Raw genomic sequence first — 24,958 nt, 5'->3', positions numbered from 1 at the left:
GGAAGGTTGGGCGTCAGCGGACGCGTCGCTCCGCGATGGGCAGAACCTTGTTGAGCAGCAGGAAGGTCAGGCCACAACTGACAGCCCCCAGCAGGAAGATCTGGCTGAAAGCGATGCTCTGCGGCGAGGGGCCGCTCGGGAGGAAAAGCCCGGCGGTTGCGAAGCCCACCAAGCCGAGCATCATGACGATGGAACCCAGCAGGAAACTGCGGACCTGGGCCGCGGCGGCAGGGTAGAACCATGGTTCGGGGGCGTCGTCGTCGCGGTTTGATACAGGCTGGCTCACGGCCGCGGTGCCAATCAGGAGGGCAGCTGCGGCTGTGGCAACGAGTCCCGCCAGCTGGATTCCCTGCATGGAGGGGGACAGGCTTACTCCCGTGCCGACGGCAACGATGAGTCCGGCGCCGAGCCCAATGGCGGTGCAGCACCAACCGGCGGCGGCGAGCCAACGGCTGAGCGGCCGCACCAGAGGGGCAAGATCACCAAAAAGCATGTAGCCATCCTAGGAAACGGTTCTGGAAGGCCGCTGGGAGGCGCGGCAAGGTTCCCTGTGCCCCCGGGCGGCCCATAGGATGAAGCATGCCTGCGAAGCCGCTTTCCTCCAGCACGCTGTCCGTCCGGCCGCAGGTCATGGGCCGTTTACGCCTGGTGAGCCAGGGACTGCTGGGCGGTGGGTTTCCTTCCGTGCCCGATGCTGTCCGCTGGATGACGGCCATGCAGGCGCAGGATCTTGGCCACGCATTGTGGGCCGTGGGACAGCGGGTGCCCGGGACAGCGGCCTCCCACGTCCGGGCCGCCCTGGACGCTGGAACCATCGTCCGTTCGTGGCCCATGCGCGGCACGCTGCACCTGTTGGCGCCGGAAGATCTTCGCTGGATTCTTGCCATCACCCGTCCGCGACTCCTGAAGTCGTTGACCGGCCGGCACCGCGAACTGGCCATCACCCCGGACGACATCAGCCATGCCAGGGATATCGCACTGAAGACCTTGGAGACACTGAAGAACTCCGATGGGACCACCGGAGCCAGCCGTGAACAGCTCTTCGCGGCCTTCGAGGAAGCCGGACAGGTCACCACGGGGCAACGCGGAATCCACCTTCTGGGCAGCCTGTGTCAGGAGGCGTGGCTGGTCCAAGGTCCAATGGCGGGGAGCAACGGCAAGGTGGGCGTCCAGCAACTGTTCGTGCCCTTCGACCAGTGGGTCAAGGAATCCCGTGACCTGGACCGGGAGGAAGGCATCGCCGAGCTGCTGCTGCGCTACATCCGAGGCCATGGACCGGCCACCATCCGCGATTTCGCCTGGTGGAGCCAGGTGCCTCTAACGGAGGCCCGGAAGGCACTGACTGCGGTGCAGGAGCAGATGGTGGAGCTGGCTTTCGACGGTGCCAGCTATTGGCTCTCGCCAGAGACTGCCGCCATGCTCGACGCCGGCGTGCCCGGCTCCCGCTCGTTGCTGGCCCTCCCCGGCTTCGATGAGTACCTGCTCGGGTACCAGGACCGGAACCTGGTGCTGGATCCCGAGCATGCCGAATTGGTGGTCCCGGGCCGGAACGGAGTGTTCAAGCGCATCATTGTCTCCGGAGGCGTGGTGGTGGGGACGTGGGCGCGGACCGGCAACGGGAAGGACGTGGGCGTGGTTCCGGAGCCTTTCCTCGGCGAACTCGGTCCAGCCGCAAGCCGCTCGTTCCAAGCGCAGGGCCGGGCTTTCGCTAAGTTCATGGCAGGCTGAGACGTCGAAAGCCCGCTTCTCCGTCGCTGGGCAGCAACGGAAAAGCGGGCTTGGGACGTGAACGCGAAGAAAGCTTAGAGCTTGCCCGTCACGATGTTCAGCATGCGGCGCAGCGGCTCCGCTGCACCCCACAGGAGCTGGTCGCCCACGGTGAAGGCGCTGATGTATTCCGGGCCCATTTCGAGCTTGCGGATACGGCCCACCGGGATGTCCAGGGTGCCGGAAGCTGCCACCGGGGTCAGGTCCGCCATGGAGGCTTCCTTGGTGTTGGGCACAACCTTGGCCCACTCGTTGTCCTTGGCCAGGAGGTTTTCGATCTCCGTGACGGACAGGTCTTCGCGGAGCTTCAGGGTCAGTGCCTGCGAGTGCGAACGCATGGCGCCGATGCGGACGCAGAGTCCGTCCATGGCAATGTGTTCCTTGCCCGCGGCGCCCTTGGCGGTGCCGAGGATCTTGTTGGTTTCCACACCGGCCTTCCATTCTTCCTTGGACTGCCCGTTGCCGAGGTCGGCGTCGATCCAGGGAATCAGGGAGCCGGCCAGCGGGACGCCGAACTGCGTTGCGTCAACGCCGGTGCGCTGGGTGGCGAGCACCTTGCGGTCGATCTCCAGGATGGCCGACGCGGGGTCATCGAGCTCGCTGCTGACCTCGTTGTTGAGGGTGCCGAACTGGTTGAGGAGTTCGCGCATGTGGCGGGCGCCGCCGCCGGATGCAGCCTGGTACGTCATGGACGTACCCCACTCCACGAGGTTGTTCTTGAACAGGCCGCCCAGGCCCATCAGCATGCAGGAAACCGTACAGTTACCGCCGATGAAGTCCTTCACGCCGCCGGAGAGCCCGGCATCGATGACGTCCCGGTTGATGGGGTCCAGCACGATGATCGAATCGTCGTTCATGCGCAGGGTGGAGGCAGCGTCGATCCACAAGCCGTCCCAGCCACGGTTGCGGAGTTCGCCGTGGACCTGCTTGGTGTAGTCGCCGCCCTGGGCGGTAACAATAATCGGCAGCTTGGCAAGCGTCTCAATATCGAACGCATCCTCGAGCTTGCCGGCCCCATCAGCGAAGGACGGGGCGGCACCTCCTGCGTTCGAGGTGGAGAAAAATACCGGGTTGATGTTGGCGAAGTCGTTCTCTTCCTGCATGCGGTGCATCAGGACGGAGCCGACCATGCCACGCCAACCGACCAGTCCAACGGACGGATTAGCTGCTGTAGTCATTCACCCAGTCTAAACTTTCGGGCCCGCCCGCCGCTGTTGGTTACGTCACCCGCACAACGTACGACGACGGCCCGCACCACAGCGCGCGGTGGCCACAAAAAGCGGGTCTACTGGCCGGCGTCGTGCTCCTGCAGGAGGGCCGTTTTCCGGGCCCGCAGCGCAAAGAAGGCGCCGAAGGCGAAAACCTGCGTGACTACCACGAGCACGATGATCCCCAGGATCTTGTTGCCACCCAAGATCATGGTCAACCCGACGATGGCCGAGAGCAGGGCGAAGAGCGGCAGCAGCATGTAGCCCAGCACGAAGAGGGTTTCGGGTTTCTTGAGCATGCTGTTCCTAGCTTTCCGTCCGGCGCCATGTGGTGAACCGGTATTTCGTGCCATTGTTGGCGGTGAGCCAGCCCTCGGCCGGCGCCATGGTGTCAAACTTCCAGTCGTCGCCCAGTTCCGGAGCGAAGGTATCGCCGTCGAGCCCGGCATCGATGATGGTGATCACCGCAAGGTTGGCGATGCCCATGGACTGTTCGAAGATTTCTCCGCCGCCGATGATCCAGACCTTTTGGCCGCCGGGGGCGAATTGGGATTCCAGCAAGGCGGCGTCGAGTGAGGACACGACAGTGGCGCCTTCGGCCTCGGGAGTTGATGCCCACTCCTGGTTCCGGGTGACCACAATGTTGGTTCGTCCCGGCAGCGGCCGGTACTTGTCCGGGAAGGACTCCCAGGTCTTCCGGCCCATGATCACGGGGTGGCCCGTGGTGAGTTTGCTGAAGTGCTTCAGGTCCTCCGGCAGGTGCCAGGGCATGCTGCCGTCCTTGCCGATCACGCCGGCTTTGGTCTGTGCCCAGATCAGGCCGATGCCGGTCATGGCGGCGGCGGTCTCCTCGGTGAAGATGACGCCCGGAAGCTGTCCCGGATTCCCGGTGGAGGGAGTGCTCATACGGCGATCGGTGCCTTGATGGTGGGGTGGTGCTGGTAGTTGACTACTTCGAAGTCGTCCAGCGTGTAGTCGAAGATAGAGTCCGGCTTCCGCAGGATGTTCAACTGCGGGTATTCGTACGGCTCGCGGCTGAGTTGTTCGGCCACCTGTTCCACGTGGTTGTCGTAGACGTGGACATCGCCGCCGGTCCAGACGAATTCGCCCGGTTCCAGGCCAAGTTGCTGGGCCACCATCCGCGTGAGCAGGGCGTAGGAGGCGATGTTGAACGGGACGCCCAGGAACGTATCCGCCGAGCGCTGGTAAAGCTGGCATGAGAGCTTGCCGTCGGCGACGTAGAACTGGAAGAACGCGTGGCACGGCGGCAGTGCCATGTCCTTGAGCTCCGAGACGTTCCACGCCGAAACGATGTGCCTGCGTGAGTCCGGGTTGGCTTCCAAGCCCTTCATGAGCTCGGAGATCTGGTCGATGTGGCCGCCATCGGGGGTAGGCCAGCTGCGCCACTGCACCCCGTAGACCGGCCCGAGTTCACCCTCGGCGTCTGCCCACTCGTCCCAGATGCTCACGCCCTGGTCCTGCATCCACTTGACGTTCGAATCGCCCCGCAGGAACCACAGGAGCTCGACTGCCACGGACTTGAAGTGGACGCGCTTGGTGGTGATGAGCGGGAAGCTCGTGCCCAGGTCGAAACGCAGCTGGCGCCCGAAGACACTCCGGGTTCCGGTGCCGGTGCGGTCCGATTTGTGCGTGCCATTCGCCATGACGTCACGCAGAAGGTCTTCGTAAGGGGTGGGAATGCTCACGAGTCCAGCTTACTGGCTTGTCGCCAGCGAAGCAGATCAATGAGGGCCGCGTCACCCACGCCGCCGCGGCGGGCCGTTTCAATCAAATGGTCGACGGCGGCCATCACCGCCGCATCGCGCCCGCCCGACCCGTCCGGGGCGGCCGGCGGCCCGACGACGACAGTCCCGTTCCGCCGTCGTGCTTCAATCACGCCGGCCTGCTCAAGTTCGCGGTAGGCGCGAGCCACTGTGCCCACTGCGATGCCGAGGTCTGCCGCGAGGCTGCGGACGGTAGGCAGGCGGCTTCCCGGTTCCAAAACGCCGACGGTGATCAGCGAAGCCAGCTGCCTGCGGATTTGTTCGTACGGTGGGACGGGATCCGTGAGGTCGACCGTGATGCCCGCTGTCATGGTGCCGGCTCAGTGACGCTGCCCCGGCGGGGAATGCCTCGGAACAAACGACGGACGGGCGTAACCACTACCGCAACGGAGGCAGCCAACAAGATGGCACCGACCACCGGGGCGGGGCTCGGGGCCAGACGATCGAACGCCGGATAAAGCGCTCCCCAGGCCTCGACGTTGGTCAGTAGCAGCATCGCAGATTGCGCCAGGAAGTATGCAGCGAGAGTTCGCACAATCCGATACATGCTGATGGCCCGCAGCGCCGCATCGAGACCTTGCTCCCCTGGAGACTCAGGAACACCACGACGACGGCGGACGGCCAGGATCGAGGCGATGCCCACTACTCCCACGCCGAAGGTGAGCAGCAGGTTGGTCGGCCACGATGGCGATGCTGCCACGAGGCCCTGGCCTGCACCGGTCATGACGATGGCAATGGCAAAGATGGCAGCGGAAACAATCGCGAAAGTGAGCAGTCCCCTCGATACTGCTTGCCGCGGCCAGTGCAGGGGTGCTTCCGGGTCCCCGTAGTTGCGGGCCAATAGCAGTTCCCCGACGGCGATGGACAAAAGGACGAGGGAGGCCATGGCGGCCACGAGGATTGCCAGTCCCAAGGTTCCCTCACCTTGCGCGGGTACGAAGCTGTACCAAAACACGATGGTCAGGAGGGGGGCCGCCCCCATGATCCCCATCAAAGCGCCAATGGAGATGCTGAGCTTCGCCGCGCCGTGGGTCCCGGGATCGGCGCGGAGGGCCTTGCCGCTCACGGTATTGCTGCCAGCGACGAGAGAGGGGAGCATCGGTACCCGCCACCACCACATGGCCAGCAGCACGCCCATGTTGATGAAGCCGAGCATGGTGAACCACGAGGATTGCCACACGGCTCCGGGCGCCGGGAGGGCTGCGAAGTTGCCTGCGATGGCGGCAAGGCCCGCCGCGATCGTGGAGACCGTCCTCAGGAGGCGGTTGGTGGCGATGGTTCGCAGGACCCTGTTGTCATCGCTGTCCAGGGTTTCCAGCTGGCGCCGCCGCGCAATGAGCACCAGCACCAGCCACGTCCCGGCTGCCAGGACCGCCAAGGCGCCACCGAGCCATCCGGCGAGTTCCGATCCGGCGATCCTGCCGTCCTGGCCCTGGCCCATGTAGACGGTGGTCCCCTCCGCCGACGGGGCAGCGGGGGTGGGAAGGACGGCAGCGTAGGCAGGCAGCGCCGCGATCGAAGCTACTGCGGCAGCGGCGTAGGCAAAGATCACGAGTGTGGTCCAGGCCAGTTTCCGGGGGAGGAAATCGCGAATCCTGCGGACGGTGAGCTCAGCGTACCTGCGGGGTGCTTTCGGTGCCGGGTAGCTCCATTGGCCCAGGGCGTGGACGAGCAAAACCGCGGCGATCGGCCACGACAATGCCGACAGGAGCGCCTCCGAGGTGAAGGGCGCATTCGACGCTCCGGGATTGGCCGGGATGATGCCTGCGCTCATGGCACCCTGAAGGGAGCTGGCCATCCAGCCGATGATGCCCACCCACAATCCGTGCGATTCCACGGACTTGGAATCAGGGCTGGACCAGACCTGCACCCTGAGGAACAGGTAAACGAGGAGCGCGCCGATGACTGGAGCGAGCAACAGCAGAGGCGGCAGGTAGAAGGACACGGTCAAGACCCCCAAGTCTTCGAATCAATGTGTCAAGTATTTGATACAAAAACCCAAGGGGTCAAACTAGCTCAGTCGTCGAAGGGCCTGACCTGCTCCACGGACACCACTTTCCGTTCGCTGCCGCGGACCACCTGGCACACAATCACTTCGCCCGGGGTCAGGAAGGGATCTGAATCGGGCAGCAGCTTTCGCAGGGACCCGGACATGTGCAGGCCAAGTTGCTTCAGCACGGTTGGCAGGGCCGGACGATGCGTGCACACGGCGATGGGCACCTGCTTGTCGAAGAGGGCCTCCACCGCTGCCGCGGTCTTCTTCGGCGACCTGTCGTGGTTGTGTTCGGTGAGGGCTTCCACCAGTTTCACCTTGGCTCCGCTGGCCTTGGCATAGGGAGCGATGGTGGCGACGCAGCGCACCCACGGGCTGGTCACGATGCGCTGGGGTTTCCATCCCTGCAGGAGGCGCTGCACGGCAACGGCTTGCCGCTGCCCCGTGGCAGCCAAGGGACGGTCTCCTTCGGCCTTGGTCCACGACGATCGCGGCTTGGCCTTGGCATGGCGGATCAATACCAGCGGCCAGGTGTCGAGTTCTCCTTTGACGTGCGCTTTCTCCAGGTACTCGAGTGGCGCTACGTCCGAAGGGTTGCTCAGGAAGGTGGCCGCCCTGTCCGGGCTGCACCACATGACACTGTCCACTTCCTTGCCGTCCGGACGGAGAAGATCTCCATTAACCCGGACAGCCCAATAACGGACAACCTTGAGGCCGGCATTCACGTGGTAGTGGATGGGTGGCAAGGGGATGCCCAGGGTGGCATCCAGCCCAATCTCTTCACGCACTTCCCGGACGGCGCACTCCGGAACCGTCTCGCCGTCGTCGAGCTTTCCTTTGGGCCAGGACCAATCGTCGTAGCGTGGTCGATGGATGAGCAGCACTTCGAGGGCACCTTTGTTGATGCGCCAGGGAATGGCGCCGGCCGCCACGACGGCTACCGGTTCGCCCGGATGGTCCGTCTGGTCGGCCACAGGGGTATCGCTGTTCAACTCTTCCCTTACCGCCGCGCTGCTGCCCGCTGACGCGAACGCGAAGCCAGGAGCCAGGACTGCATGTCCAGCAACGGTTCGCCGTTACCGTCCAGGTGGTGGCGGGTCCAGTGGCCTTGGTTGTCCAGGTGCCAGCTGGCCGTACCGTCGTCCACGTAGCGGCGCATCAGGTCCAGGACCGTGTTCACATCGTCCTTGCTGGCGAGTTGGACCAACGCTTCCACACGCCTGTCGAGGTTGCGGTGCATCATGTCCGCGGAACCGATGTACACCACCGGGTCCCCGCCGTTCGCGAAGGCAAAGACGCGGGAATGTTCGAGGAACCGTCCCAAGATGGAACGGACCGTAATGTTCTCGCTGAGCCCGGGAACGCCGGGCCGCAGCGAGCAGATGCCACGCACCACGACGTCTACCTTCACGCCCGCCTGGGACGCCCGGTAGAGGGAGTCGATGATGGCTTCGTCCACCATGGAGTTGACCTTGATCTGCACCCGGGCAGGTATACCTTTGCGGGCGTTGCGGATCTCCGTCTCGATCCGGTCCACCAGGCCGGAACGTACCGAACGCGGTGCCACGAGGAGCCGCTTGAACGTGGACTTCGGGGCGTAGCCGGAAAGCTGGTTGAAGAGCTTGGAGAGGTCCTCGCCCACCTGCTCATTGGACGTCAGCAGGCCCAGGTCCTCGTAGTAGCGGGCCGTGCGCGGATGGTAGTTGCCCGTCCCGATGTGGCAATAGCGCCGCAGTCCGTCCACTTCCTGGCGGACCACCAGGGACAATTTGCAGTGGGTTTTGAGGCCCACGATGCCGTACACCACGTGTACGCCGGCCTGCTCGAGCTTTCGTGCCCAGGAAATGTTGGCTTGCTCGTCGAAGCGTGCCTTGATCTCCACGAGGGCCAGTACCTGCTTGCCGGCCTCGGCAGCATCGATCAGGGCGTCCACGATCGGGGAGTCGCCTGAGGTCCGGTACAGGGTCTGCTTGATGGCCTGGACCTTGGGGTCGGCAGCAGCCTGCTCAAGGAACGCCTGGACCGAAGTGGAGAACGAGTCGTAGGGGTGGTGCAGCAGGATGTCGCGGCGGCGCATTGCGGCGAACACGTTGGCGGCCTTGGACGTCTCGGATTCGTTCAGGTACCGGGACGTGTGCGGAACGTGCTTGGGGTAGTGCAGGTCCGGGCGGTCGATGCCGCCGATGACCGAGAGGCCCCGGAGGTCCAGCGGAGCCGGGACGGAGTAGACCTCGGATTCGTCCACGCCGAGTTCGCGGACCAGCAGCGCACGGATGTTCGGGTTGATGTCCGTGGTGACTTCAAGGCGCACGGGCGGGCCGAAACGGCGGCGCAGGAGTTCCTTCTCCAGTGCCTGCAGCAGGTTCTCGGCGTCGTCTTCTTCCACCTCGACGTCTTCGTTGCGGGTGACGCGGAAGGTGTGGTGCTCCAGGACCTCCATGCCGGGGAAGAGCTTGTCCAGGTGGACGGCAATGAGTTCTTCAAGGGCGATGAAGCGGGCCACGCGGCCGGGAACTGCACCGGCGCGGGGTCCGTCCACCGAGATGAGCCGCGGGAGCTGGTCCGGAACCTTCACACGCGCAAAGAGTTCCTTTTCGCTCACCGGGTTGCTCACGATCACGGCCAGGTTCAAGGACAGGCCCGAGATGTACGGGAAGGGGTGTGCCGGATCCACAGCCAGGGGTGTGAGGATGGGGAACACCTTTTCCTGGAACATGAGGCTAAGGCGGTGCCGGGCCTCTTCGTCGAGCTCGTTCCAGTGCATGATGTGGATGTGCTCGTAGGCGAGGGCAGGGCGGATCTGCTCGGCGAAGACGCGGGCGTGGCGTTCCTGGAGCTTGTGGGCTTCCTCGCCGATCTGTTCAAGAACCTCTATGGGGCTGAGCCCGGCAGGGGAGGGGACGGCCAGGCCCGTGGCGATGCGGCGCTTGAGGCCGGCCACGCGGACCATGAAGAACTCGTCCAGGTTGGAGGCAAAGATGGAAAGGAAGTTGACCCGCTCCAACAGGAAGAGGTCCGGATCTTCGGCGAGTTCCAGGACGCGCGAGTTGAACGCCAGCCAGCTGAGTTCGCGGTCGAGGAACCGGTCCGGCGAAATGTCGCCTTCGGGCTCCAGGCTCGGGGCGAACTCCGGAATGTCAATGCGATCCTGGGTGGCCCGTGCGGCGGGCACTTCCGATGAGCCGAAGCGCGCGGGCAGCGTGGCGCCCTTTGAGGTGGATCCGGCGGTGCCGACGGGGTCCGGCTGCATGGGTTTCTCCTAAGCTCAGGACTGGGGTTTCCTCCCACATTACAAGCAATTGGGCGGCTCGAATCGATGATGTCCAGCCCTTTCCGGCAGATGGACGCTCGTGGTTAATTTTTGGTTAACGGTCCATACAAAACGTCCGTGTCCCAACGGACGAAGCCCAGTTTTTGGTATAGGGCCACGGCGGCTTCATTGTCCGCGTCCACGTACAGCATGACCGCGTGGAGGTCCTGGTCCTGGAGGTGCCGGATGCCCGCCACAGTGAGTGCCTTACCAAGCCCAAGCCCCTGTGCTTCCGGCGTGACACCCACGACGTAGACCTCACCGATCGCCGGGTGGGCTCCCTGCCGTGGATGAACTTTGGTCCAGTGGTAACCCAGGAGTTCCCCGCCGGCGTTTACGGCGAGAAGGAAGCCCTCGGGGTCGAACCAGTCCTCGGCCTCGCGTGCCTGCACATCTGCCAGCGTCATGGAGCCCTGCTCCGGATGGTGCGCGAAAGCGGCGCGGTTGGCAGCCAGCCAGGCTTGCTCATCCTGACCCGGCACGAACGCGCGCAGCGAAACATCCGGCGGCAGGACGACGTCGGGCAGTGCTGCGGTGGAGGACATCAGCCGCATCTTCCGCAGCTCCCGGACCGGGCCGTAACCGAAGCGCGCGGCCAGTTCGGCGGCTGCCTCGTGGTTGCCGTGGGACCACGCCGTCAGGCCTGCGAAGCCGCGCTTTTCCCGGAGTGCCGCCAGGAGGCGGCCCGCTACGCCCTGGTTCCGGTAACTGGGGTGCACGGCCAGTTCCAGGACGCCGCTCCCGTCGGGCGCTTCAACGACGACGGCGATGCCGGCGAGGTCGTCCGCGGTGGACGGATCCGAATCTTCATCGGGTGCATAGAGTGCCAAGGAAAGGAGGGCATGTCCGCCGCCGTCCGCGCCGCGCAAGGTGACCAGCGTCTGCTCCGAGAGCGGGGGATTCCCGTCCGACTCGCCGGCAGCAGCCGCGAGCGTGCTGAAGTCCTTGAAGAGTCCGGGGTCAAGTGCGCCGGTGACGTGCAGTACGGGCCAGTTCTCGGGGTGCGCGTGACTCATGATGCAAGGCTATACGCCCGGGGCAAGCCCCGCGATTTGGCATGCCCGGCCAACAGGGGTAGTCTCGTTATCTCGTTCGGCTTCCCGAAGCCGGGCACGAGGGGGATCCACCAGTGGGGTGGCTTCGATACGTTCGACCCGTATGTCCTCCACAACACGGAAAAGGGCCGGGAATCACAGTGATTCCCGGCCCTTTTTGCTGTGGTGTCAGGCTTCGGACAATTCGTCATCCGGAAGCCGGACCAGCGTCAGGCGGTAGCCTACGTTGCGGACGGTGCTGATGAGGTTCTCGTGGTCGACGCCGAGCTTGGCGCGCAGGCGGCGGATGTGGACATCCACGGTGCGGGTGCCGCCGTAGTAGTCGTAGCCCCACACCTCGGTGAGCAACTGCTGGCGCGTGAAAACGCGGCCGGGGTGCTGGGCCAGGTACTTCAGGAGCTCGAACTCCTTGAAAGTAAGGTTCAGCGGCTGCCCGGCTACGCGGGCTGTGTAGCTGGCCTCGTCAATAACGACGCCGGCTGCCCGGATTTCGGTCTGCGTTTCCTCTTCGCCCGGCGTGGCGCGGGCCATGGCCAGGCGGATGCGGGCCTCCACCTCTGCGGGGCCGGCGGAATCCAGCACGATGTCGTCTACGGACCAGGCCGAGGAGACGGCAGCCATGCCGCCCTCGGTCAGGATCAGCATGAGGGGTGCGCTGAGGCCGGTGGCCTTGAGCAGTTGCGTCAGGGAACGCGCCCCTACCAGGTCCTTCCGGGCATCGAGGAAGACGATGTCCGTAGGGTCGGTTTCAAGCAGGGCTGTGGGTTCTGCCGGGAGGATGTGCACACGGTGGTTGAGCAACTCCAAGGCAGGCAGGATGTCCACCGAAGATCCGGTGCTGTTCGTCAGGAGCAGGATGTGCGACATAGTTCCTCCAATGGGCTGTCCGCGCATCATCGGGCGTCGAAACCGGAGTTTCACCGGCCGGTCACGGCGAACTGGGATCACCCTTGCCGTTGTAACGGGATCGAGGCGATGACAGTGCACTGTTGATGTCCGAGTATACCCACCAGGGCCCGTGCAGTCAGGGATTCGTGACGGTCCGGCACCGGAATTACGACATATCGGGCCGCCATGAGGCAGGATTGACGAGAGGTCGTTAGGCGCATCGAATTGAGGATCGGGCACACAGTGAAGTCTTGGAGCATTGGGGTATTCGGACTTGTGGCGCTCGCAGCCATCGTGTCCAGCACCTTCGTTTCCCGGGAGGCCATGGTGGGCGTGGGAATCGTTGCCTCCGCCGCCGTGGGAATCGGCTGGCCCCACTTCCTTGCCGTCCCCGCCAAGAAAACCCTGGCTTCGGTCATCGCGTTGGCCGGCGCCGGTTCGGCCGTGACTGCCGCCTATATGCCCGCGCCGGGATTCCTGGACGGCACCCCTGCCTTCATCGCCGTGGGCGTGATGGCCGTCTTTATCATCCAGTTGATCCGGGGAACCGGGCAGGCGCAACGGCTTGAATCAACCCTGGGTTGCTGCGCCGGCGTGCTGCTCAACTGCCTCGGTGCGGGCTGGATCGCCGGTGCGCGGTTCAACGGCGTCAAGGAGATGGTCCTCGTGGCCGGACTCAGCGCAGCCGTGGCACTCCTGGTGGGCGTCATCCGCTGGCCGGACCGGATCGTCGCACCCCTGGGCGTCGTCATGGCCGGGCTCATGGCGCCGCTGGCCGGGTTGGTTTTCTCCGACATCGCGGTCCTCCCTGCGGCCCTGGTTGGCGTTGTCGTGGGCTCGGTCCTGGTGTGCTTCCGCCGCATGACCACCCTGCGGCGCGGTCGCCTCAATCTTCCTGCGGCACTGGGCATGGGTGTTGCACCCGTCTGGGCTGTGGGGGCGCTGGCTTACTTCATAGACAAACTACTCATCTACTAACGGTTAGGATGGCATCATGTCTGTTCTCGCATTTGAAATCTTCTTCCTGGTCCTCCTTGGCCTCGCCAGCATCTCCATGGCCTGGTTCGCCGGCTTTGTTGTGTACCGCCTTTTCAAGGGCCAGAAGTAATCACCCCCTTCACGCCCTTCAACAGAGGTAGTGGTTGTGCCTATTGAGATCCCAACGGACCTGACCCCTGAACTCGTCCCCCTTTCCTGGCTCATTGGCGAGTGGGAAGGCCGCGGCCGGCTCGGCAGCGGCGACGAGGACTCGGAGCACTTCGTCCAGCATGTTTCCTTCACCCACAATGGCCTGCCCTACCTGCAGTACCGGGCCGAGAGCTGGATCAGTGACGACGCCGGCACAAAGTTGCGCCCGCTGACCGTCGAGACCGGATTCTGGGCGCTGGAACGGGAACTCCAAGAGGGCGATGGCGGCCCCGGACTGGTTCCTGCGGACATCGTTCCCGTACTCAAGACGGCAGACGACGTGGAAGAGCGCCGGAACAAGGACGGCGGCTTCGACCTCTCCGTTTCGATCTCCCACCCGGGTGGCATCACGGAGCTGTACTACGGCCAGATCAAAGGGCCCCAGATCCAGCTCAGCACCGACATGGTGATGCGGGGCAGCCACTCCAAGGAGTACACGGCGGCAACCCGTATCTTCGGCCTGGTGGATGGCAACCTGCTGTGGCGGTGGGATGTAGCCGCCAACGGCAAGTCACTTGAAGCCCACGCTTCGGCGTTCCTCCATAAAGCCTCCTGAGGCACCGGCCTGACGGCCGCCCAATCCGCGGCGAGGCCTCACTGAACGTTCCATAAAGCAACCAGCAAAAGGAGCAGCAAGTGACAGACAACCTCAAGCCCGGGGGCTACGAGGGCCTTAAGGCCGTGTTCTTTAACGGAACCTTGAAGCCCTCGCCGCAGCTCAGCAACACCGACGGCCTGATCCGCATCAGCCGGGACATCATGGAGAAGCAGGGCGTCTCCACCCGGCTGTTCAGGACCGTGGACCATGACATCGCCAGTGGCGTCTATCCGGACATGCGGGAGCACGGCTGGAAGAGCGACGAATGGCCGGAGATCTACCCTTCGGTGCAGGAAGCGGACATCGTGGTGGTGGCCGGCCCCATCTGGCTGGGCGACAACTCCTCCCAGACGAAAAAGCTGATCGAGCGCCTGTACGCCCACTCGGGCCAGCTCAACAGCAAGGGCCAGTGGGCTTTCTATCCAAAAGTCGGCGGCTGCCTGATCACCGGTAACGAGGACGGCATCAAGCACTGTTCCATGAACGTGCTTTACAGCCTCCAGCACGTCGGCTTCACCATCCCGCCGCAGGCCGATGCCGGCTGGATCGGTCCCGTGGGCCCCGGTCCCAGCTACCTGGACGAAGGTTCGGGCGGCCCGGAGAGTGATTTTACTAACAGGAACACCACCTTCATGACGTGGAACCTGCTGCACCTGGCCAAGCTCCTGCGCGACGCCGGTGGCATTCCCTCCTACGGGAACCTGCCGGATGAATGGAAAGCCGGAACGCGCTTCGATTTCGAAAACCCCGAGTACCGCTGAGGAACCGTACCCCTCAGGGAATATGCCCGAACACCAAGGACTTCTACTACATATGACTTACAAGAGCCCTCTGTTGTCGCGCCCTGGCGCAGTCGAGGACACCGGCCTCGATGCCGGCGTCGCGGCCCACTACGGCGAGCCGCTGCGCGAGCAACGCGCCCTCGCAACCGGTACCGCCGTCGTCGATCTGTCCAACCGCGGCGTGGTGACGGTGGCCGGACCTGACCGGCTCAGCTGGCTCAACACCCTGTCGTCGCAGCAGCTCACCAACCTCCAGCCGAAGGTGGCCAGCGAACTGCTGCTGCTCAGCGTCCAGGGCCGCATCGAATTCGATGCGCGGGTTATCGACGACGGCGGCACCACCTGGCTGATCGTCGAGGCAGCGGAAGCCCAACCCCTTGCGGAATGGCTGAACAAGATGAAGTTCATGCTGCGCGTGGAGATCGCCGACGTTTCTGCGGACTGGGCCGTGGTTGGCTCCACCAGGCCGGTGGAGCAACTCGCCGACCGCCTGGTGTGGGAAGACCCGTGGCCGCATGTGGGTCCGGGTGGTTACTCCTACAGCTTGGTTCCCGAAGAATCGCATCCGGGGTTGGAACGTCCCTGGTTCGAGTACCTCGTGCCGGTTTCCGGGCTTGAAGCTGCGGTCGAGGGCCTGCCCTTGGCTGGTGCCATGGCGGCCGACGCCCTCCGCATCGCCGCCTGGCGTCCCCGTTTGGGTGCCGAAACGGACGACAAGACCATTCCCCACGAACTCGACCTGATCCGTACGTCCGTGCACCTGAACAAGGGTTGCTACAAGGGCCAGGAAACCATTGCCCGCGTCCACAACCTAGGCCATCCGCCGCGGCGGTTGGTCTTCCTCCAACTGGACGGTTCGCAGCACACCCTCCCCGCCGCTGGCAGCGTCGTATTTGCCGGGGAACGCAAGGTGGGTACTCTGACATCTGTGGCGCAGCACTTCGAGATGGGCCCGGTGGCTTTGGCTGTCATCAAGCGTTCGGTGTCTGCCGAAGATACGTTGACGGTGATGGACGGCGATGAGCCGTACGTCGCAGCCCAGGAAGTGATCGTCGCCCCCGACGCCGGCCAGGTGGTCGGGCGCCAGACCGGATTCCTGAAGGGACCCCACCGATGACCCAGCCCACCACGCCGGAGGCGGCGGACGCCCAGCCTTCGAACCAGGCCGACGACGAAACGTTGGCTTTGGCGCACGCGCTCTTTGACGCCGCCCGGGAAGGCAACTCCGAACTCTTGCGGGGTTACCTCGGCGCCGGTGCTCCCGCAATGCTGACCAACGCGGCGGGGGATTCGTTGCTCATGCTGGCGGCTTACCATGGCCACGAGGAAACCGTTCAGATCCTGGTGCATCACGGCGCCGACGTGAATGCGGCCAACGACCGTGGGCAGACTCCACTCGCCGGGGCGGTTTTCAAGGGCTACGCAGGCGTAGCCAGGGTCCTGGTGGACGCTGGCGCGGATCCCGACGCCGGAACGCCCAGTGCCCGGGACGCAGCGAAGATGTTCGCGCGCACCGAGATCCTGGATTTGTTGGGCTAGCCGCAAGGCCGTTCAAGAGAACCCTGTTGCCTGTGGCAACAGGGTTTTCTTGCGTCTGACTATTCCACGTGGAATAGTTGTAGTGGAATATTTGCTGTGGAAGGGGTTTTGCCGTGCCAAAAGCCGCTGACCTGACGCCCCTGGGTGTCGCCGCGCTGGCGCTGCTGGCCGAAGGACCCATGCACCCTTACGAGATGTACCAGGTCCTGATGGCACGCCATGAGGACCGCCTGGTCAAGGTCCGTCCCGGAACGCTTTACCACGCCGTCGGACGCCTGGCTGAGAACGGTCTGGTGGAAGCTGCCGGTACCGAACGCGAAGGGAACCGGCCGGAGCGCACTACATACCGGATCACGTCCGCCGGCCATGAAGCCCTGGATACGCGGCTGCAGGACATGCTGGCGACTCCCATCAATGAATACCCCACCTTTCCCCACGCCATCGCGGAGGCCCACCACCTCCCGGCGGAGGTGGTGGCCGAACTGCTCGAGGGGCGGCTGGCGGCCCTCGGTGCCGATCTCGACTTCCTCCAGCAGGCCGAGGTGGCTGTGACGGCCAAGGGCCTCGAACGCAAATATTGGATAGACGTCACCTATCAACAAGCCATGCTTCGAACAGAGATCTCGTGGATCCGCGAGCTCCTTGCGGAGTTGCGCAGCGGTCAGCTGCCCTGGGACAACCCCCAGCCAACTCCGTCCGCACTTTCCACCAAGCCAAAGGAATCCCTTGGAAAACGTAGCTAAGCCGTGGCCGGCCCTCTGGTCACTCGTGGTTGGCTTCTTCATGATCCTGATCGACACCACCATTGTGTCGGTCGCCAATCCACGGATCATGGAAGGCCTTAACACCGATATCAACGCCGTGATCTGGGTAACCAGCGCGTACCTCCTGGCCTACGCGGTGCCCCTGCTGATCACCGGCAGGCTTGGTGACCGCTTCGGTCCCAAGAACCTGTACCTCATTGGCCTGGTGGTGTTCACCCTGGCCTCTCTGTGGTGCGGACTCTCCGGAGACGTCGTCATGCTCATCGCCGCACGGGCCGTCCAAGGCCTGGGTGCGGCCATGATGACGCCCCAAACCATGGCCGTCATCACCCGCATCTTCCCGCCGGACCGCCGCGGTGCAGCCATGGGCCTGTGGGGCGCCACTGCCGGCATGGCCGTGCTCGTCGGCCCGATCCTGGGAGGCGTCCTGGTGGACGGACTGGGCTGGGAGTGGATCTTCTTCGTCAACGTTCCCATCGGCATCGTGGCCTTCATTCTGGTCACCCGCTTCGTGCCCAAGCTGACCACCCACAGCCACTCCTTCGACATCCTCGGTGTGGTGCTCTCGGCCCTTGGCATGTTCCTGCTGGTCTTTGGTATCCAGGAGGGCCAGACCTACAAGTGGGGAGTGGTCAACGGCTTCATCACGGTGTGGGGACTCATCATCGCCGGCATCGTCGTTTTGGCTGTGTTCATAGCCTGGCAGTGGTGGCTCGAACGCCGCGGTGGTGAGCCGCTCCTGCCGCTTGGCTTGTTCAAGGACCGCAACTTCTCCCTGGGCAACTCCACCATCATGGCCGTGGGCTTCACGGTCACCGCGTTCCCGCTTCCCACGATCTTCTACTACCAGGTGGTCCGTGGACTGACGCCCACCCAGTCAGCCCTGCTGATGATCCCCATGGCCGTGATCTCCGGCGGCCTGGCCCCGTTCGTTGGAAAGCTGATCGACCGCGCCAACCCCCGCTGGTTCGCTGCGTTCGGATTGCTCTGCCTGTCCGGTGCACTCTTCTGGACAGCATCGCTCCTTGGGCCGGACACTCCCATCTGGATGTTCCTCCTGCCCAGCGCCCTCCAGGGTGTGGCCAACGCCTTCATCTGGGGTCCCGTGTCCAACGCCACCACCAGGAACCTGGCGCCCCGCCAGGCCGGCGCAGGATCCGGCGTGTTCAACACCACCCGGCAAATCGGCGCAGTGCTGGGTTCAGCAGCCATCGCCGCCCTGATCCAGTCCCGGCTTGCCGCGGAACTTTCCGCTGCGCCGGCAGGAGCCCCGGTGGGTGAAGCGTCCATGACCGGCGTGCTCCCGGAATTCCTGCACGCAGGTTTCTCGACGGCCATGAGCCAGTCCATCCTGCTGCCCGCGTTCGCGATCCTGATAGGTGCGATGATCGCGCTGTTCTTCGCCAAGCCAAAGTCGGTGGAAAGCTGGGGCGCCAAACCAGCGGAGGCGGCCGCTCCTGCGCAGGATCCCGCGGCGCAGGACGCCCGCCACTAGCCGGTTTACAGGCTTGGCGGCCAAGAAGAGAGTGTGCACCGCGGTTGCCCCCGTCAAAGGGGCAGCAGTGGTGCACACTTTTTGCTTCGCGGGGTTGGCACTAACCGAGCAGCACTCCCGCGTGAAGCCCTCCGGTGGCAAAACCGAGGCTGCGGGCCATGGCCAAGGCTCCGGTATTGCTGACGTCGGCCGTCCACTGAAGGGTGAGGCCGGAGGCCAAGGCCTCGTGCGCGGCGATGGAGGCGGCAAGCTTTCCCACGCCCCGGCGGCGCCATGCGGGAGCCACCAGCACACCCATATCCGCCAGCAGGCCTTCCCACTCCGCGTAGGCGCCGCAGGCTACCGGCGAGGCTTGCTCGTCTTCGGGGTGCATGATCGTGAAACGGTGTTCCAGCGACTGGAGGCCAACCTCGTTGACGTCATCGGGAGGGCACAGGCTCTCCAGGGCGATCGCTTCGGGATTTCCCCGGGATACCGTCAGGTCTTCGGACGGTTGGTTCAAAGGAAGGTCATCGGCGAAGAACAACGCCGATGATCCCAGTCCGTGACCGCCGTGCGTCCGGGTGAGGGTCAGCAGCGTGACGTGCTGTGCCAGTTCGGCATCGGGTATGTCCGCTGCCGCCTCAAGGGCCCAAGGGGGACCCACCAGCGCTGACACGCCGAACAGGCGGAGGAACTGGACGGCGCGGGCTGACTCATCGACCAGCGTGATCCGATCGCGCGGGCCCGCCGGGGATAAGGCGAGCCGGTCCGCGGCGGTGGCGAAAGCAGCGTCGTCGAGCCCTAAACGGCGAGCCCACGCCAGCTGGATAATGGCAGCGGACGTGGGCTCGAGAGTCATGGATTCAGACTAGCCGAACAACACACTCGCTTCGTCGTAGCGGTGCTGCGGCACGGTCTTGAGCTTGCCCAAGGCCTCTTCGAAGCCAACGTGGGAGATGTCCGTGCCCTTCAGGGCAACCATGGTGCCCCAGCGTCCGTCCACGACGGAGTCGATCGCGGCCATGCCAAGGCGGGTTGCCAGGACACGGTCGTAGGCGGTGGGGACGCCGCCGCGCTGGATGTGGCCCAGGATGGTGGCGCGGGTTTCGATCCCGGTGCGGGCCTCGATTTCCGGGGCGAGCTGGTCGGCGATGCCGCCCAGGCGGGGACGGCCAAAGGTGTCCAGGCCACGCTCGGAGTGCGGGGATTCCATGTGGTCCGGCACGAAGCCTTCGGCCACCACAACCAGGGGCGCACGGCCACGGTCATGGGCTTCCTGGACCCATTCGGCGATCTGTTCGATGCTGACCTTCTGCTCGGGGATCAGGATGGCGTGTGCGCCGGAGGCCATGCCGGAGTGCAGGGCGATCCAGCCTACGTGCCGGCCCATGACCTCGGCGATCATGCAGCGGTGGTGGGACTCGCCGGTGGTGCGGAGACGGTCGATGGCCTCGGTGGCGATTTCGACGGCGGTATCGAAGCCGAAGGTGTAATCGGTGGCGTCGAGGTCGTTGTCCACGGTCTTGGGGACGCCGACGATCTTCAGTCCGGCGTCGGTCAGCCGCTTGGCCGCGGCGAGGGTGCCTTCACCACCGATCGCGATGATCGCGTCGATGCCCAGGCGTTCCATATGCTCTTTGATGACCTCGGGTCCGCCGCCGTTTTCGAAGGGGTTGGTGCGCGAAGTTCCCAGGATGGTGCCGCCCTGCTTGGCGATGCCGCGGACCATGGTGCGGGGGATGTCGATGACATCACCTTCAACTACGCCGCGCCAGCCGTCGCGGAAGCCTACGAACTCCTGGCCATGGATGGCGATGCCCTTCAGGACTGCACCCCGGATCACTGCGTTGAGGCCGGGGCAGTCGCCACCGCTGGTAAGAATGCCAATTTTCATGTTTGCTCACTCATGGCTTGGAGGAATACGTGCCGAGCGCCACGCTGAGCTCCCCACGATTCTAGACGTGCATGTGGGGTGGGACACAAATGGTTACTTTTCACCCCGGGCGTGCGGTATTGGAAACCTGCCCACAACATGCGAACGCCCTGCGTCCCGTGAAGTCTCCACGGGAGGCAGGGCGTCTTTCAACCGAAGACCCGGATATCAGCGCGAACGCCGGCTGATGAACGATTCCAAGGGGATCTTGTTTCCCTGGTCCGGAAGGATGAGCCAAGCAAGGACGTAGAACACGATGGCCGGTCCCGGCAGGAGGCAGAAGAGCAGGAAAGCCACCCGGACATAGGCCACATCGACCTTGAGTTTGGCCGCGATGCCTCCGCAGACGCCACCCAACCAGCGTTGCGGTCCGCGCTTCAGGCCGAAGCCCCTGACGATGCTGAAGAACTTGTCCATGGCTACACCCTTCCTTGTTGGGAGCTCTTTGTCACTCGCTTGGAGCCCCGGCTGGCTGCCAGGAGGCCGCCGACCACCAGGGCTGCGCCGGCGCCGATCATGAGGCCGATCAGCACGTAGGTTCCATTCAGCACCACCCAGCCCAGGGTGGAGACGAGCAAAAGTGCTGACAGTGCGATGACCACCAGGCCCCACACCACGGTGCCGATCCGCGCCTGCCGGGGTTCGTCGTCGTCCGCTTCCCGGTCCATTTTGTACGTGGGCTCCAGGTGCGGTGTCAGGGGGATCTGCTGCAGGCGGGGCGATGGGATGGGCTCCGTGGGACGGGTCTCCCGGGGAAGGGGCGCCGTGTGTGCTTCGGCCTTGGAATCGTGGGTTCCGTTCGGCTCATTCGTGCTCATGTCAGTTTCCTTCCTGGATGGTCACGTTGCTGAAGGTGCCATCGATCTTCACCACGAGGTTGGCTCCTGGTTTGTCCGTGTTGTACAGCGTCCGGTCGTCCTGCAGCCTGCCGCCGCGGTCCGTGCCGCGCTCGTTCAGGTTGCCGAAGGTCATGTCCGCCTGGACTTCCACCGGCACGTTGTCCGGGATGACCACGGTGACGTTGCTGGCGGTCGCGTCCACCGGGATGGTGACCGGTGTGGTCAGCGGCGGGGTCAGGTTCAGGTCCGTGAGATCCACGGTTCCGCTGGCCCCCGTAACGTTGAATCCCGAGCGGGCCTGTTCGATGCTGGCCGGTGCCCAATTGACGTCATGGAACGTGAAGCGGTCACCGTTGCGGGGGATCACGTTGAAGATGCCGCCGATCACCAGCGCAACGATCGCCAGGAAGCCCATGAAACCGGAGGTGCGTCCTCGAAGACCCGCCACCAGGATGCCAAGGCCCAGGACAGCAGCGCCCACAGCCCAAACCACGGCGTTGGCAGCATTGCCCAGGTCGATCACGTTGCCGGCGTCGAGGGCCTTCAGGGTGCCACCGGCCAAGAGCGCGGTTCCGGCGGTGACGGCCACAATGGCAGCCCCCGGACCCTTGCGCTTGGGCCGGGCCGGCTTGGGCTCGCCACCCTGCGGCGGGGTGGGGCCGTAAGGCGGCCGCGGACCCGAGGGGTTATACGGACCTGTCGGGTTGTAGGGTCCTGCCGGATGGTACGGACCGGCGGGGTTGGCTGATCCTGCCGGGGCCTGGGAGGTGCCGGGTGCACCTGGCTTGCCTGACCCCGCCCCATACACGGGGACGCCGGTGTTGGCGCCCGCCGGGCGGGTCACCGTGGGGGCGGAGCCGGCGCTGCCATAGGCCGTAGCGGAGGGGACCGAGGCGCCGAAGTCTTGCCGGTTCACGGGCTGCGTCGCTTTCTGGTTCTTGTTGCGTTGCACGAGGTAGTAGACCAAATAGGCAACGGCGCCTATCCAGAAGAGGGTCCAGAACAAGCCGGGAAGTCCGTTCCAGCCCCAGCCCCAGAAACCGCGGCCCAGGCTCGGCAGGCCGATGAACGTGGTGATCAGCGCACCGGTCATGCCCCCTGACCAGCGTCCTGCGCCGGCTTCCTGCACATGGATGCGGCCATCGGGTTCGGGAAGGAGTGCCCACGCCAGGCCGTATAGGAGAACGCCGACGCCGGCGAACAAGGCCAGGACAATGAAGATCCCGCGGACAATGAGCGGATCGATGCCGAAGCGGTGGGCAATGCCGCTCGCGACGCCGCCAACCCAGCGGTCCGGTCCACGGCGGATGCCCTGGTTGCGGATCCAATCGAAGAAGTTCTGCTGTGGAGCGGCGGGACCGCTGCCCGGCGTCCAGGACCGTCCGGAGTGACCTTCGGATTCGCCGCTGGGTGTGCCGGCAGGTGCACCGGTCGTGGCGTCGGGACCCGGGGAGCCCGCGTTGGCGGGGCGGCCGGATTCCTCGGGGTTCATGCTGTTCGCGTTCATACTTCGATCCTGCCGCTGGTGCCTGCCTGGCCTCTACTGGGGGATACCCTGAATGATCCCTGAGGGACCCCCGAACAAGGCTCGTTTCCGGTCCGGGCAACCCTGATCCGTGTTTGGATGGGTACATGAGCACTGCCGTACAACGCCCGCCGCTGGTCCGCAGCAGCGACCGCATGATCGCGGGCGTCTGCAGCGGACTCGCCGCGCATTTGGGCTGGCCGGTCAAGTACGTCCGGGTGGGCATGGTCCTGGCCTGTTTCGCCGGCGGAGCGGGCCTGGCCTTCTACGCCTGGTTGTGGACCATGGTTCCCACCGCTGATGAGAACGCACGCCGCAATGCCAAGCGGCCGGCGTCGCCCATTGCTCCTGCGGTGAGCCAGCCGCCGTCGGCGTCCGCAGCAGAAGCAAGGTACGACGCCGGTCCGTCGCCTGCCGCTTTTGGCGCACCGCCGGAGTCTCCGGCTTTTGGGACAGCGACGGCATCCTCACCGTTCGGCGCGCCATCCGGAACCGCTGCGTATGTGGCGGCTCCGGGAACTCCGGAAGAACCCGTCGCCGGTGCAGCCGGGTGGCTCAGGCCGGCGGACGGCAGTGCACCTTGGTTTACGTTCCGACGCATCCAGTACGGGAAGGAGATCCTGCTGGGCGCGGGGCTGCTTCTGGTGGCTGCCATCCTGGTGGCCCGGCAATTCGGCGTGGACCTTCCCCTGGGAACGCTCATCCCTGCCGCGGCGATCCTGGGCGGCGCAGCCATAGCGTGGATGCAGCTCGACGAAACACGCAGGGCCGGCCTGGTGGACAAGACCAAAGCAGACCAGGCCGGGGGCTGGGTCCGCCTGGCGGCAGGCCTGGCCCTGGTGGTGGCCGGTGTCCTCGTGATGGTTTCCGGCTCGGGGTCCTGGGAGCAAACATGGCTGGCCCTCCTTGCTTCGGTGGCCGTGCTGGGCGGTGTGGCCTTGGTGCTGCTCCCTTGGGGCCTGAAGTTCTGGAAGGACCTGGAAACCGAGCGCGCCGGGCGCGTGCGCGAAACCGAGCGCGCGGAGATCGCTGCCCACCTGCACGACTCCGTCCTGCAGACCCTCGCGCTGATCCAGCGGCGGGCCGGCTCCGAGCAGGATGTGGTCCGCCTGGCGAGGGCCCAGGAACGTGAACTGCGTTCGTGGCTCTTCAGCGATTCCACCAAGGAATCCGGGCTCCTGGCCGAGCGGATCAAGGCCGTCGCGGCCGAAGTGGAGGACGCCCACGGCCATGCCGTGGAAGTGGTGAGCGTTGGTGACACGGAGATGACCGACAGGCATGAGGCCCTTGTCCAGGCCGCCAGGGAGGCGATGCTGAATGCGGCGCGCCACGGCGGCGGTACGGTTTCGGTCTATCTGGAAAGCACGGCCGGTGGTACGGAAGTCTTCGTCAAGGACCGTGGTCCCGGATTCGACCCCGACGCCGTGCCGGATGACCGGATGGGCGTCAAGGAATCCATTATTGGCCGCATGAAACGCCACGGCGGCACCGCGAAGATCATCAGCAGTGCCGACGGCACGGAGGTCCGCCTGGCGCTGCCCGCGGCCACCGCCGAGAACGGCGATTCACGGAACGGAGAGACCAAGCCATGAACAATACCCTCCAGGACGGCACCGGGCGGAGCGTACGCGTGGTGATCGTGGACGACCACACCATTTTCCGGTCCGGGTTGAAGGCCGATCTCGACCAGAGGATGCACGTGGTGGGCGAGGCCGGCACCGTGGAACAGGCCATCGCCGTGATAGCAGAGACCCGGCCCGAGGTGGTCCTTCTCGATGTCCACCTTCCCGGTGGACTGGGCGGCGGCGGCCGCGAAGTCATCGCGGGTTCCGCTGCCTTGCTGGGCTCCACGAGCTTCCTGGCGCTCAGCGTGTCCGACGCTGCCGAGGACGTCGTGGCCGTGATCCGTGCCGGTGCGCGAGGCTACGTCACCAAGACCATCTCCGGTGCCGAGATTTCGGATGCCGTGATCCGCGTGGCCGATGGTGACGCCGTCTTCTCGCCCCGGCTCGCGGGGTTTGTCCTGGACGCGTTCGGGACGGCCCCGGCGGACATCGCGGACGATGAGCTGGACAAGCTGTCCGCCCGCGAACTGGAAGTCATGCGCCTGATCGCCCGGGGCTACAGCTACAAGGAAGTGGCCAAGGAACTGTTCATTTCCATCAAGACCGTGGAGACGCACGTCTCCGCGGTACTCCGGAAACTCCAGCTCTCCAGCCGCCACGAGCTCACCAAGTGGGCAGCCGAACGCCGCCTCCTCTAACCCCGCCCACCCCACCCCCCACCCCCCCCCACGCACCCCCGGACG

Annotated in this window: 26 protein-coding genes; 10 read left to right on the top strand and 16 right to left on the bottom strand. The window is 65.0% G+C overall.

Annotation, left to right across the window (positions count from 1 at the left end):
• Positions 1–13 precede the first annotated feature (13 nt).
• Entirely contained in the window at positions 14–493 is a 480-nt protein-coding gene (locus ACIQT2_RS06610) for a hypothetical protein (RefSeq protein WP_402944705.1), read from the bottom strand.
• Between the two features lie 86 nt (positions 494–579).
• On the opposite strand from ACIQT2_RS06610, the gene ACIQT2_RS06605 reads away from it, so the two are divergent.
• Positions 580–1,728: a winged helix DNA-binding domain-containing protein gene (locus ACIQT2_RS06605; protein WP_402944703.1), complete on the top strand. Its 1,149-nt coding sequence runs from the start codon at positions 580–582 to the stop codon at positions 1,726–1,728.
• 74 nt (positions 1,729–1,802) lie between these two features.
• On the opposite strand, the gene asd is transcribed toward ACIQT2_RS06605, so the two are convergent.
• The 10 genes from asd to ACIQT2_RS06555 form a co-directional block, all read right to left on the bottom strand.
• On the bottom strand, positions 1,803–2,945 hold the full coding sequence (gene asd / locus ACIQT2_RS06600; RefSeq protein WP_402944700.1) for an aspartate-semialdehyde dehydrogenase: 1,143 nt from the start codon (positions 2,943–2,945) through the stop codon (positions 1,803–1,805).
• Between the two features lie 107 nt (positions 2,946–3,052).
• Positions 3,053–3,274, bottom strand: a complete 222-nt coding sequence (locus ACIQT2_RS06595; protein ID WP_400330578.1) for an NF038396 family protein — start codon at positions 3,272–3,274, stop codon at positions 3,053–3,055.
• A 7-nt stretch (positions 3,275–3,281) separates the two neighbouring features.
• Positions 3,282–3,881: a dihydrofolate reductase gene (locus ACIQT2_RS06590; protein WP_402944697.1), complete on the bottom strand. Its 600-nt coding sequence runs from the start codon at positions 3,879–3,881 to the stop codon at positions 3,282–3,284.
• Positions 3,878–4,681, bottom strand: a complete 804-nt coding sequence (locus tag ACIQT2_RS06585; protein ID WP_402944695.1) for a thymidylate synthase — start codon at positions 4,679–4,681, stop codon at positions 3,878–3,880. The genes ACIQT2_RS06590 and ACIQT2_RS06585 overlap by 4 nt, the downstream gene beginning before the upstream one ends.
• A complete protein-coding gene (locus ACIQT2_RS06580; protein WP_402944694.1) occupies positions 4,678–5,070 on the bottom strand; it encodes a GntR family transcriptional regulator in 393 nt (130 codons plus the stop codon). The genes ACIQT2_RS06585 and ACIQT2_RS06580 overlap by 4 nt, the downstream gene beginning before the upstream one ends.
• Positions 5,067–6,710 (bottom strand): hypothetical protein, encoded by a 1,644-nt coding sequence (locus tag ACIQT2_RS06575; protein WP_402944691.1) that lies wholly within the window; start codon positions 6,708–6,710, stop codon positions 5,067–5,069. The genes ACIQT2_RS06580 and ACIQT2_RS06575 overlap by 4 nt, the downstream gene beginning before the upstream one ends.
• A 65-nt stretch (positions 6,711–6,775) precedes the next feature.
• Positions 6,776–7,744, bottom strand: coding sequence for an NUDIX domain-containing protein (locus tag ACIQT2_RS06570; protein WP_400329055.1), 969 nt, complete (start codon positions 7,742–7,744; stop codon positions 6,776–6,778).
• An 8-nt stretch (positions 7,745–7,752) separates the two neighbouring features.
• Positions 7,753–10,002, bottom strand: coding sequence for an RNA degradosome polyphosphate kinase (locus ACIQT2_RS06565; RefSeq protein WP_397324289.1), 2,250 nt, complete (start codon positions 10,000–10,002; stop codon positions 7,753–7,755).
• A 104-nt stretch (positions 10,003–10,106) separates the two neighbouring features.
• A complete protein-coding gene (gene mshD / locus ACIQT2_RS06560; protein WP_402944688.1) occupies positions 10,107–11,078 on the bottom strand; it encodes a mycothiol synthase in 972 nt (323 codons plus the stop codon).
• 207 nt (positions 11,079–11,285) lie between these two features.
• Positions 11,286–11,984: a winged-helix domain-containing protein gene (locus ACIQT2_RS06555; protein ID WP_397324286.1), complete on the bottom strand. Its 699-nt coding sequence runs from the start codon at positions 11,982–11,984 to the stop codon at positions 11,286–11,288.
• Between the two features lie 264 nt (positions 11,985–12,248).
• Between ACIQT2_RS06555 and ACIQT2_RS06550 the strand changes: the two genes are divergently transcribed.
• The 7 genes from ACIQT2_RS06550 to ACIQT2_RS06520 all read left to right on the top strand — a co-directional run bounded on the left by ACIQT2_RS06550 (position 12,249) and on the right by ACIQT2_RS06520 (position 18,371).
• Positions 12,249–12,983, top strand: coding sequence for a permease (locus ACIQT2_RS06550; RefSeq protein ID WP_397324284.1), 735 nt, complete (start codon positions 12,249–12,251; stop codon positions 12,981–12,983).
• Between the two features lie 166 nt (positions 12,984–13,149).
• Complete coding sequence (locus ACIQT2_RS06545) at positions 13,150–13,749, top strand: FABP family protein (protein ID WP_397324283.1); 600 nt, start codon at positions 13,150–13,152, stop codon at positions 13,747–13,749.
• An 80-nt stretch (positions 13,750–13,829) separates the two neighbouring features.
• Positions 13,830–14,552, top strand: a complete 723-nt coding sequence (locus tag ACIQT2_RS06540; protein WP_400329062.1) for a flavodoxin family protein — start codon at positions 13,830–13,832, stop codon at positions 14,550–14,552.
• A gap of 52 nt (positions 14,553–14,604) precedes the next feature.
• Positions 14,605–15,690: a YgfZ/GcvT domain-containing protein gene (locus ACIQT2_RS06535; RefSeq protein ID WP_402944684.1), complete on the top strand. Its 1,086-nt coding sequence runs from the start codon at positions 14,605–14,607 to the stop codon at positions 15,688–15,690.
• Complete coding sequence (locus tag ACIQT2_RS06530) at positions 15,687–16,112, top strand: ankyrin repeat domain-containing protein (RefSeq protein WP_402944681.1); 426 nt, start codon at positions 15,687–15,689, stop codon at positions 16,110–16,112. Before ACIQT2_RS06535 ends, ACIQT2_RS06530 begins: the two co-directional genes overlap by 4 nt.
• Positions 16,113–16,225: 113 nt before the next feature.
• On the top strand, positions 16,226–16,855 hold the full coding sequence (locus ACIQT2_RS06525; RefSeq protein WP_402944678.1) for a PadR family transcriptional regulator: 630 nt from the start codon (positions 16,226–16,228) through the stop codon (positions 16,853–16,855).
• Positions 16,839–18,371, top strand: coding sequence for a DHA2 family efflux MFS transporter permease subunit (locus ACIQT2_RS06520; protein WP_402944676.1), 1,533 nt, complete (start codon positions 16,839–16,841; stop codon positions 18,369–18,371). The genes ACIQT2_RS06525 and ACIQT2_RS06520 overlap by 17 nt, the downstream gene beginning before the upstream one ends.
• Positions 18,372–18,471: 100 nt before the next feature.
• Here ACIQT2_RS06520 and ACIQT2_RS06515 read toward each other — a convergent pair whose 3' ends face one another.
• The 5 genes from ACIQT2_RS06515 to ACIQT2_RS06495 all read right to left on the bottom strand — a co-directional run bounded on the left by ACIQT2_RS06515 (position 18,472) and on the right by ACIQT2_RS06495 (position 22,632).
• Positions 18,472–19,212, bottom strand: coding sequence for a GNAT family N-acetyltransferase (locus tag ACIQT2_RS06515; protein WP_402944673.1), 741 nt, complete (start codon positions 19,210–19,212; stop codon positions 18,472–18,474).
• Between the two features lie 9 nt (positions 19,213–19,221).
• The gene (locus tag ACIQT2_RS06510; protein WP_387435091.1) at positions 19,222–20,247 is read right to left on the bottom strand and encodes a 6-phosphofructokinase; all 1,026 of its coding nucleotides are present in this window, start codon (positions 20,245–20,247) and stop codon (positions 19,222–19,224) included.
• A gap of 207 nt (positions 20,248–20,454) precedes the next feature.
• Positions 20,455–20,703 carry a PspC domain-containing protein gene (locus ACIQT2_RS06505; protein WP_402944670.1) on the bottom strand — a complete coding sequence of 83 codons (249 nt, stop codon included), beginning with the start codon at positions 20,701–20,703 and terminating at the stop codon, positions 20,455–20,457.
• Between the two features lie 2 nt (positions 20,704–20,705).
• The gene (locus tag ACIQT2_RS06500; protein ID WP_402944667.1) at positions 20,706–21,104 is read right to left on the bottom strand and encodes a hypothetical protein; all 399 of its coding nucleotides are present in this window, start codon (positions 21,102–21,104) and stop codon (positions 20,706–20,708) included.
• A gap of 1 nt (position 21,105) precedes the next feature.
• Positions 21,106–22,632, bottom strand: a complete 1,527-nt coding sequence (locus tag ACIQT2_RS06495; RefSeq protein WP_402944664.1) for a PspC domain-containing protein — start codon at positions 22,630–22,632, stop codon at positions 21,106–21,108.
• Between the two features lie 125 nt (positions 22,633–22,757).
• Between ACIQT2_RS06495 and ACIQT2_RS06490 the strand changes: the two genes are divergently transcribed.
• Positions 22,758–24,242, top strand: coding sequence for a PspC domain-containing protein (locus tag ACIQT2_RS06490; protein WP_402944661.1), 1,485 nt, complete (start codon positions 22,758–22,760; stop codon positions 24,240–24,242).
• Positions 24,239–24,913 (top strand): LuxR C-terminal-related transcriptional regulator, encoded by a 675-nt coding sequence (locus ACIQT2_RS06485; protein WP_402944658.1) that lies wholly within the window; start codon positions 24,239–24,241, stop codon positions 24,911–24,913. The genes ACIQT2_RS06490 and ACIQT2_RS06485 overlap by 4 nt, the downstream gene beginning before the upstream one ends.
• Positions 24,914–24,958 lie beyond the last annotated feature (45 nt).

The sequence above is a fragment of the Paenarthrobacter sp. NPDC090522 genome (assembly GCF_044769225.1).
Taxonomy (GTDB): Bacteria; Actinomycetota; Actinomycetes; order Actinomycetales; family Micrococcaceae; genus Arthrobacter.
The sequence above is the reverse complement of the archived record's forward strand: the minus strand, read 5'-3'. Positions and strand labels throughout refer to the sequence as shown.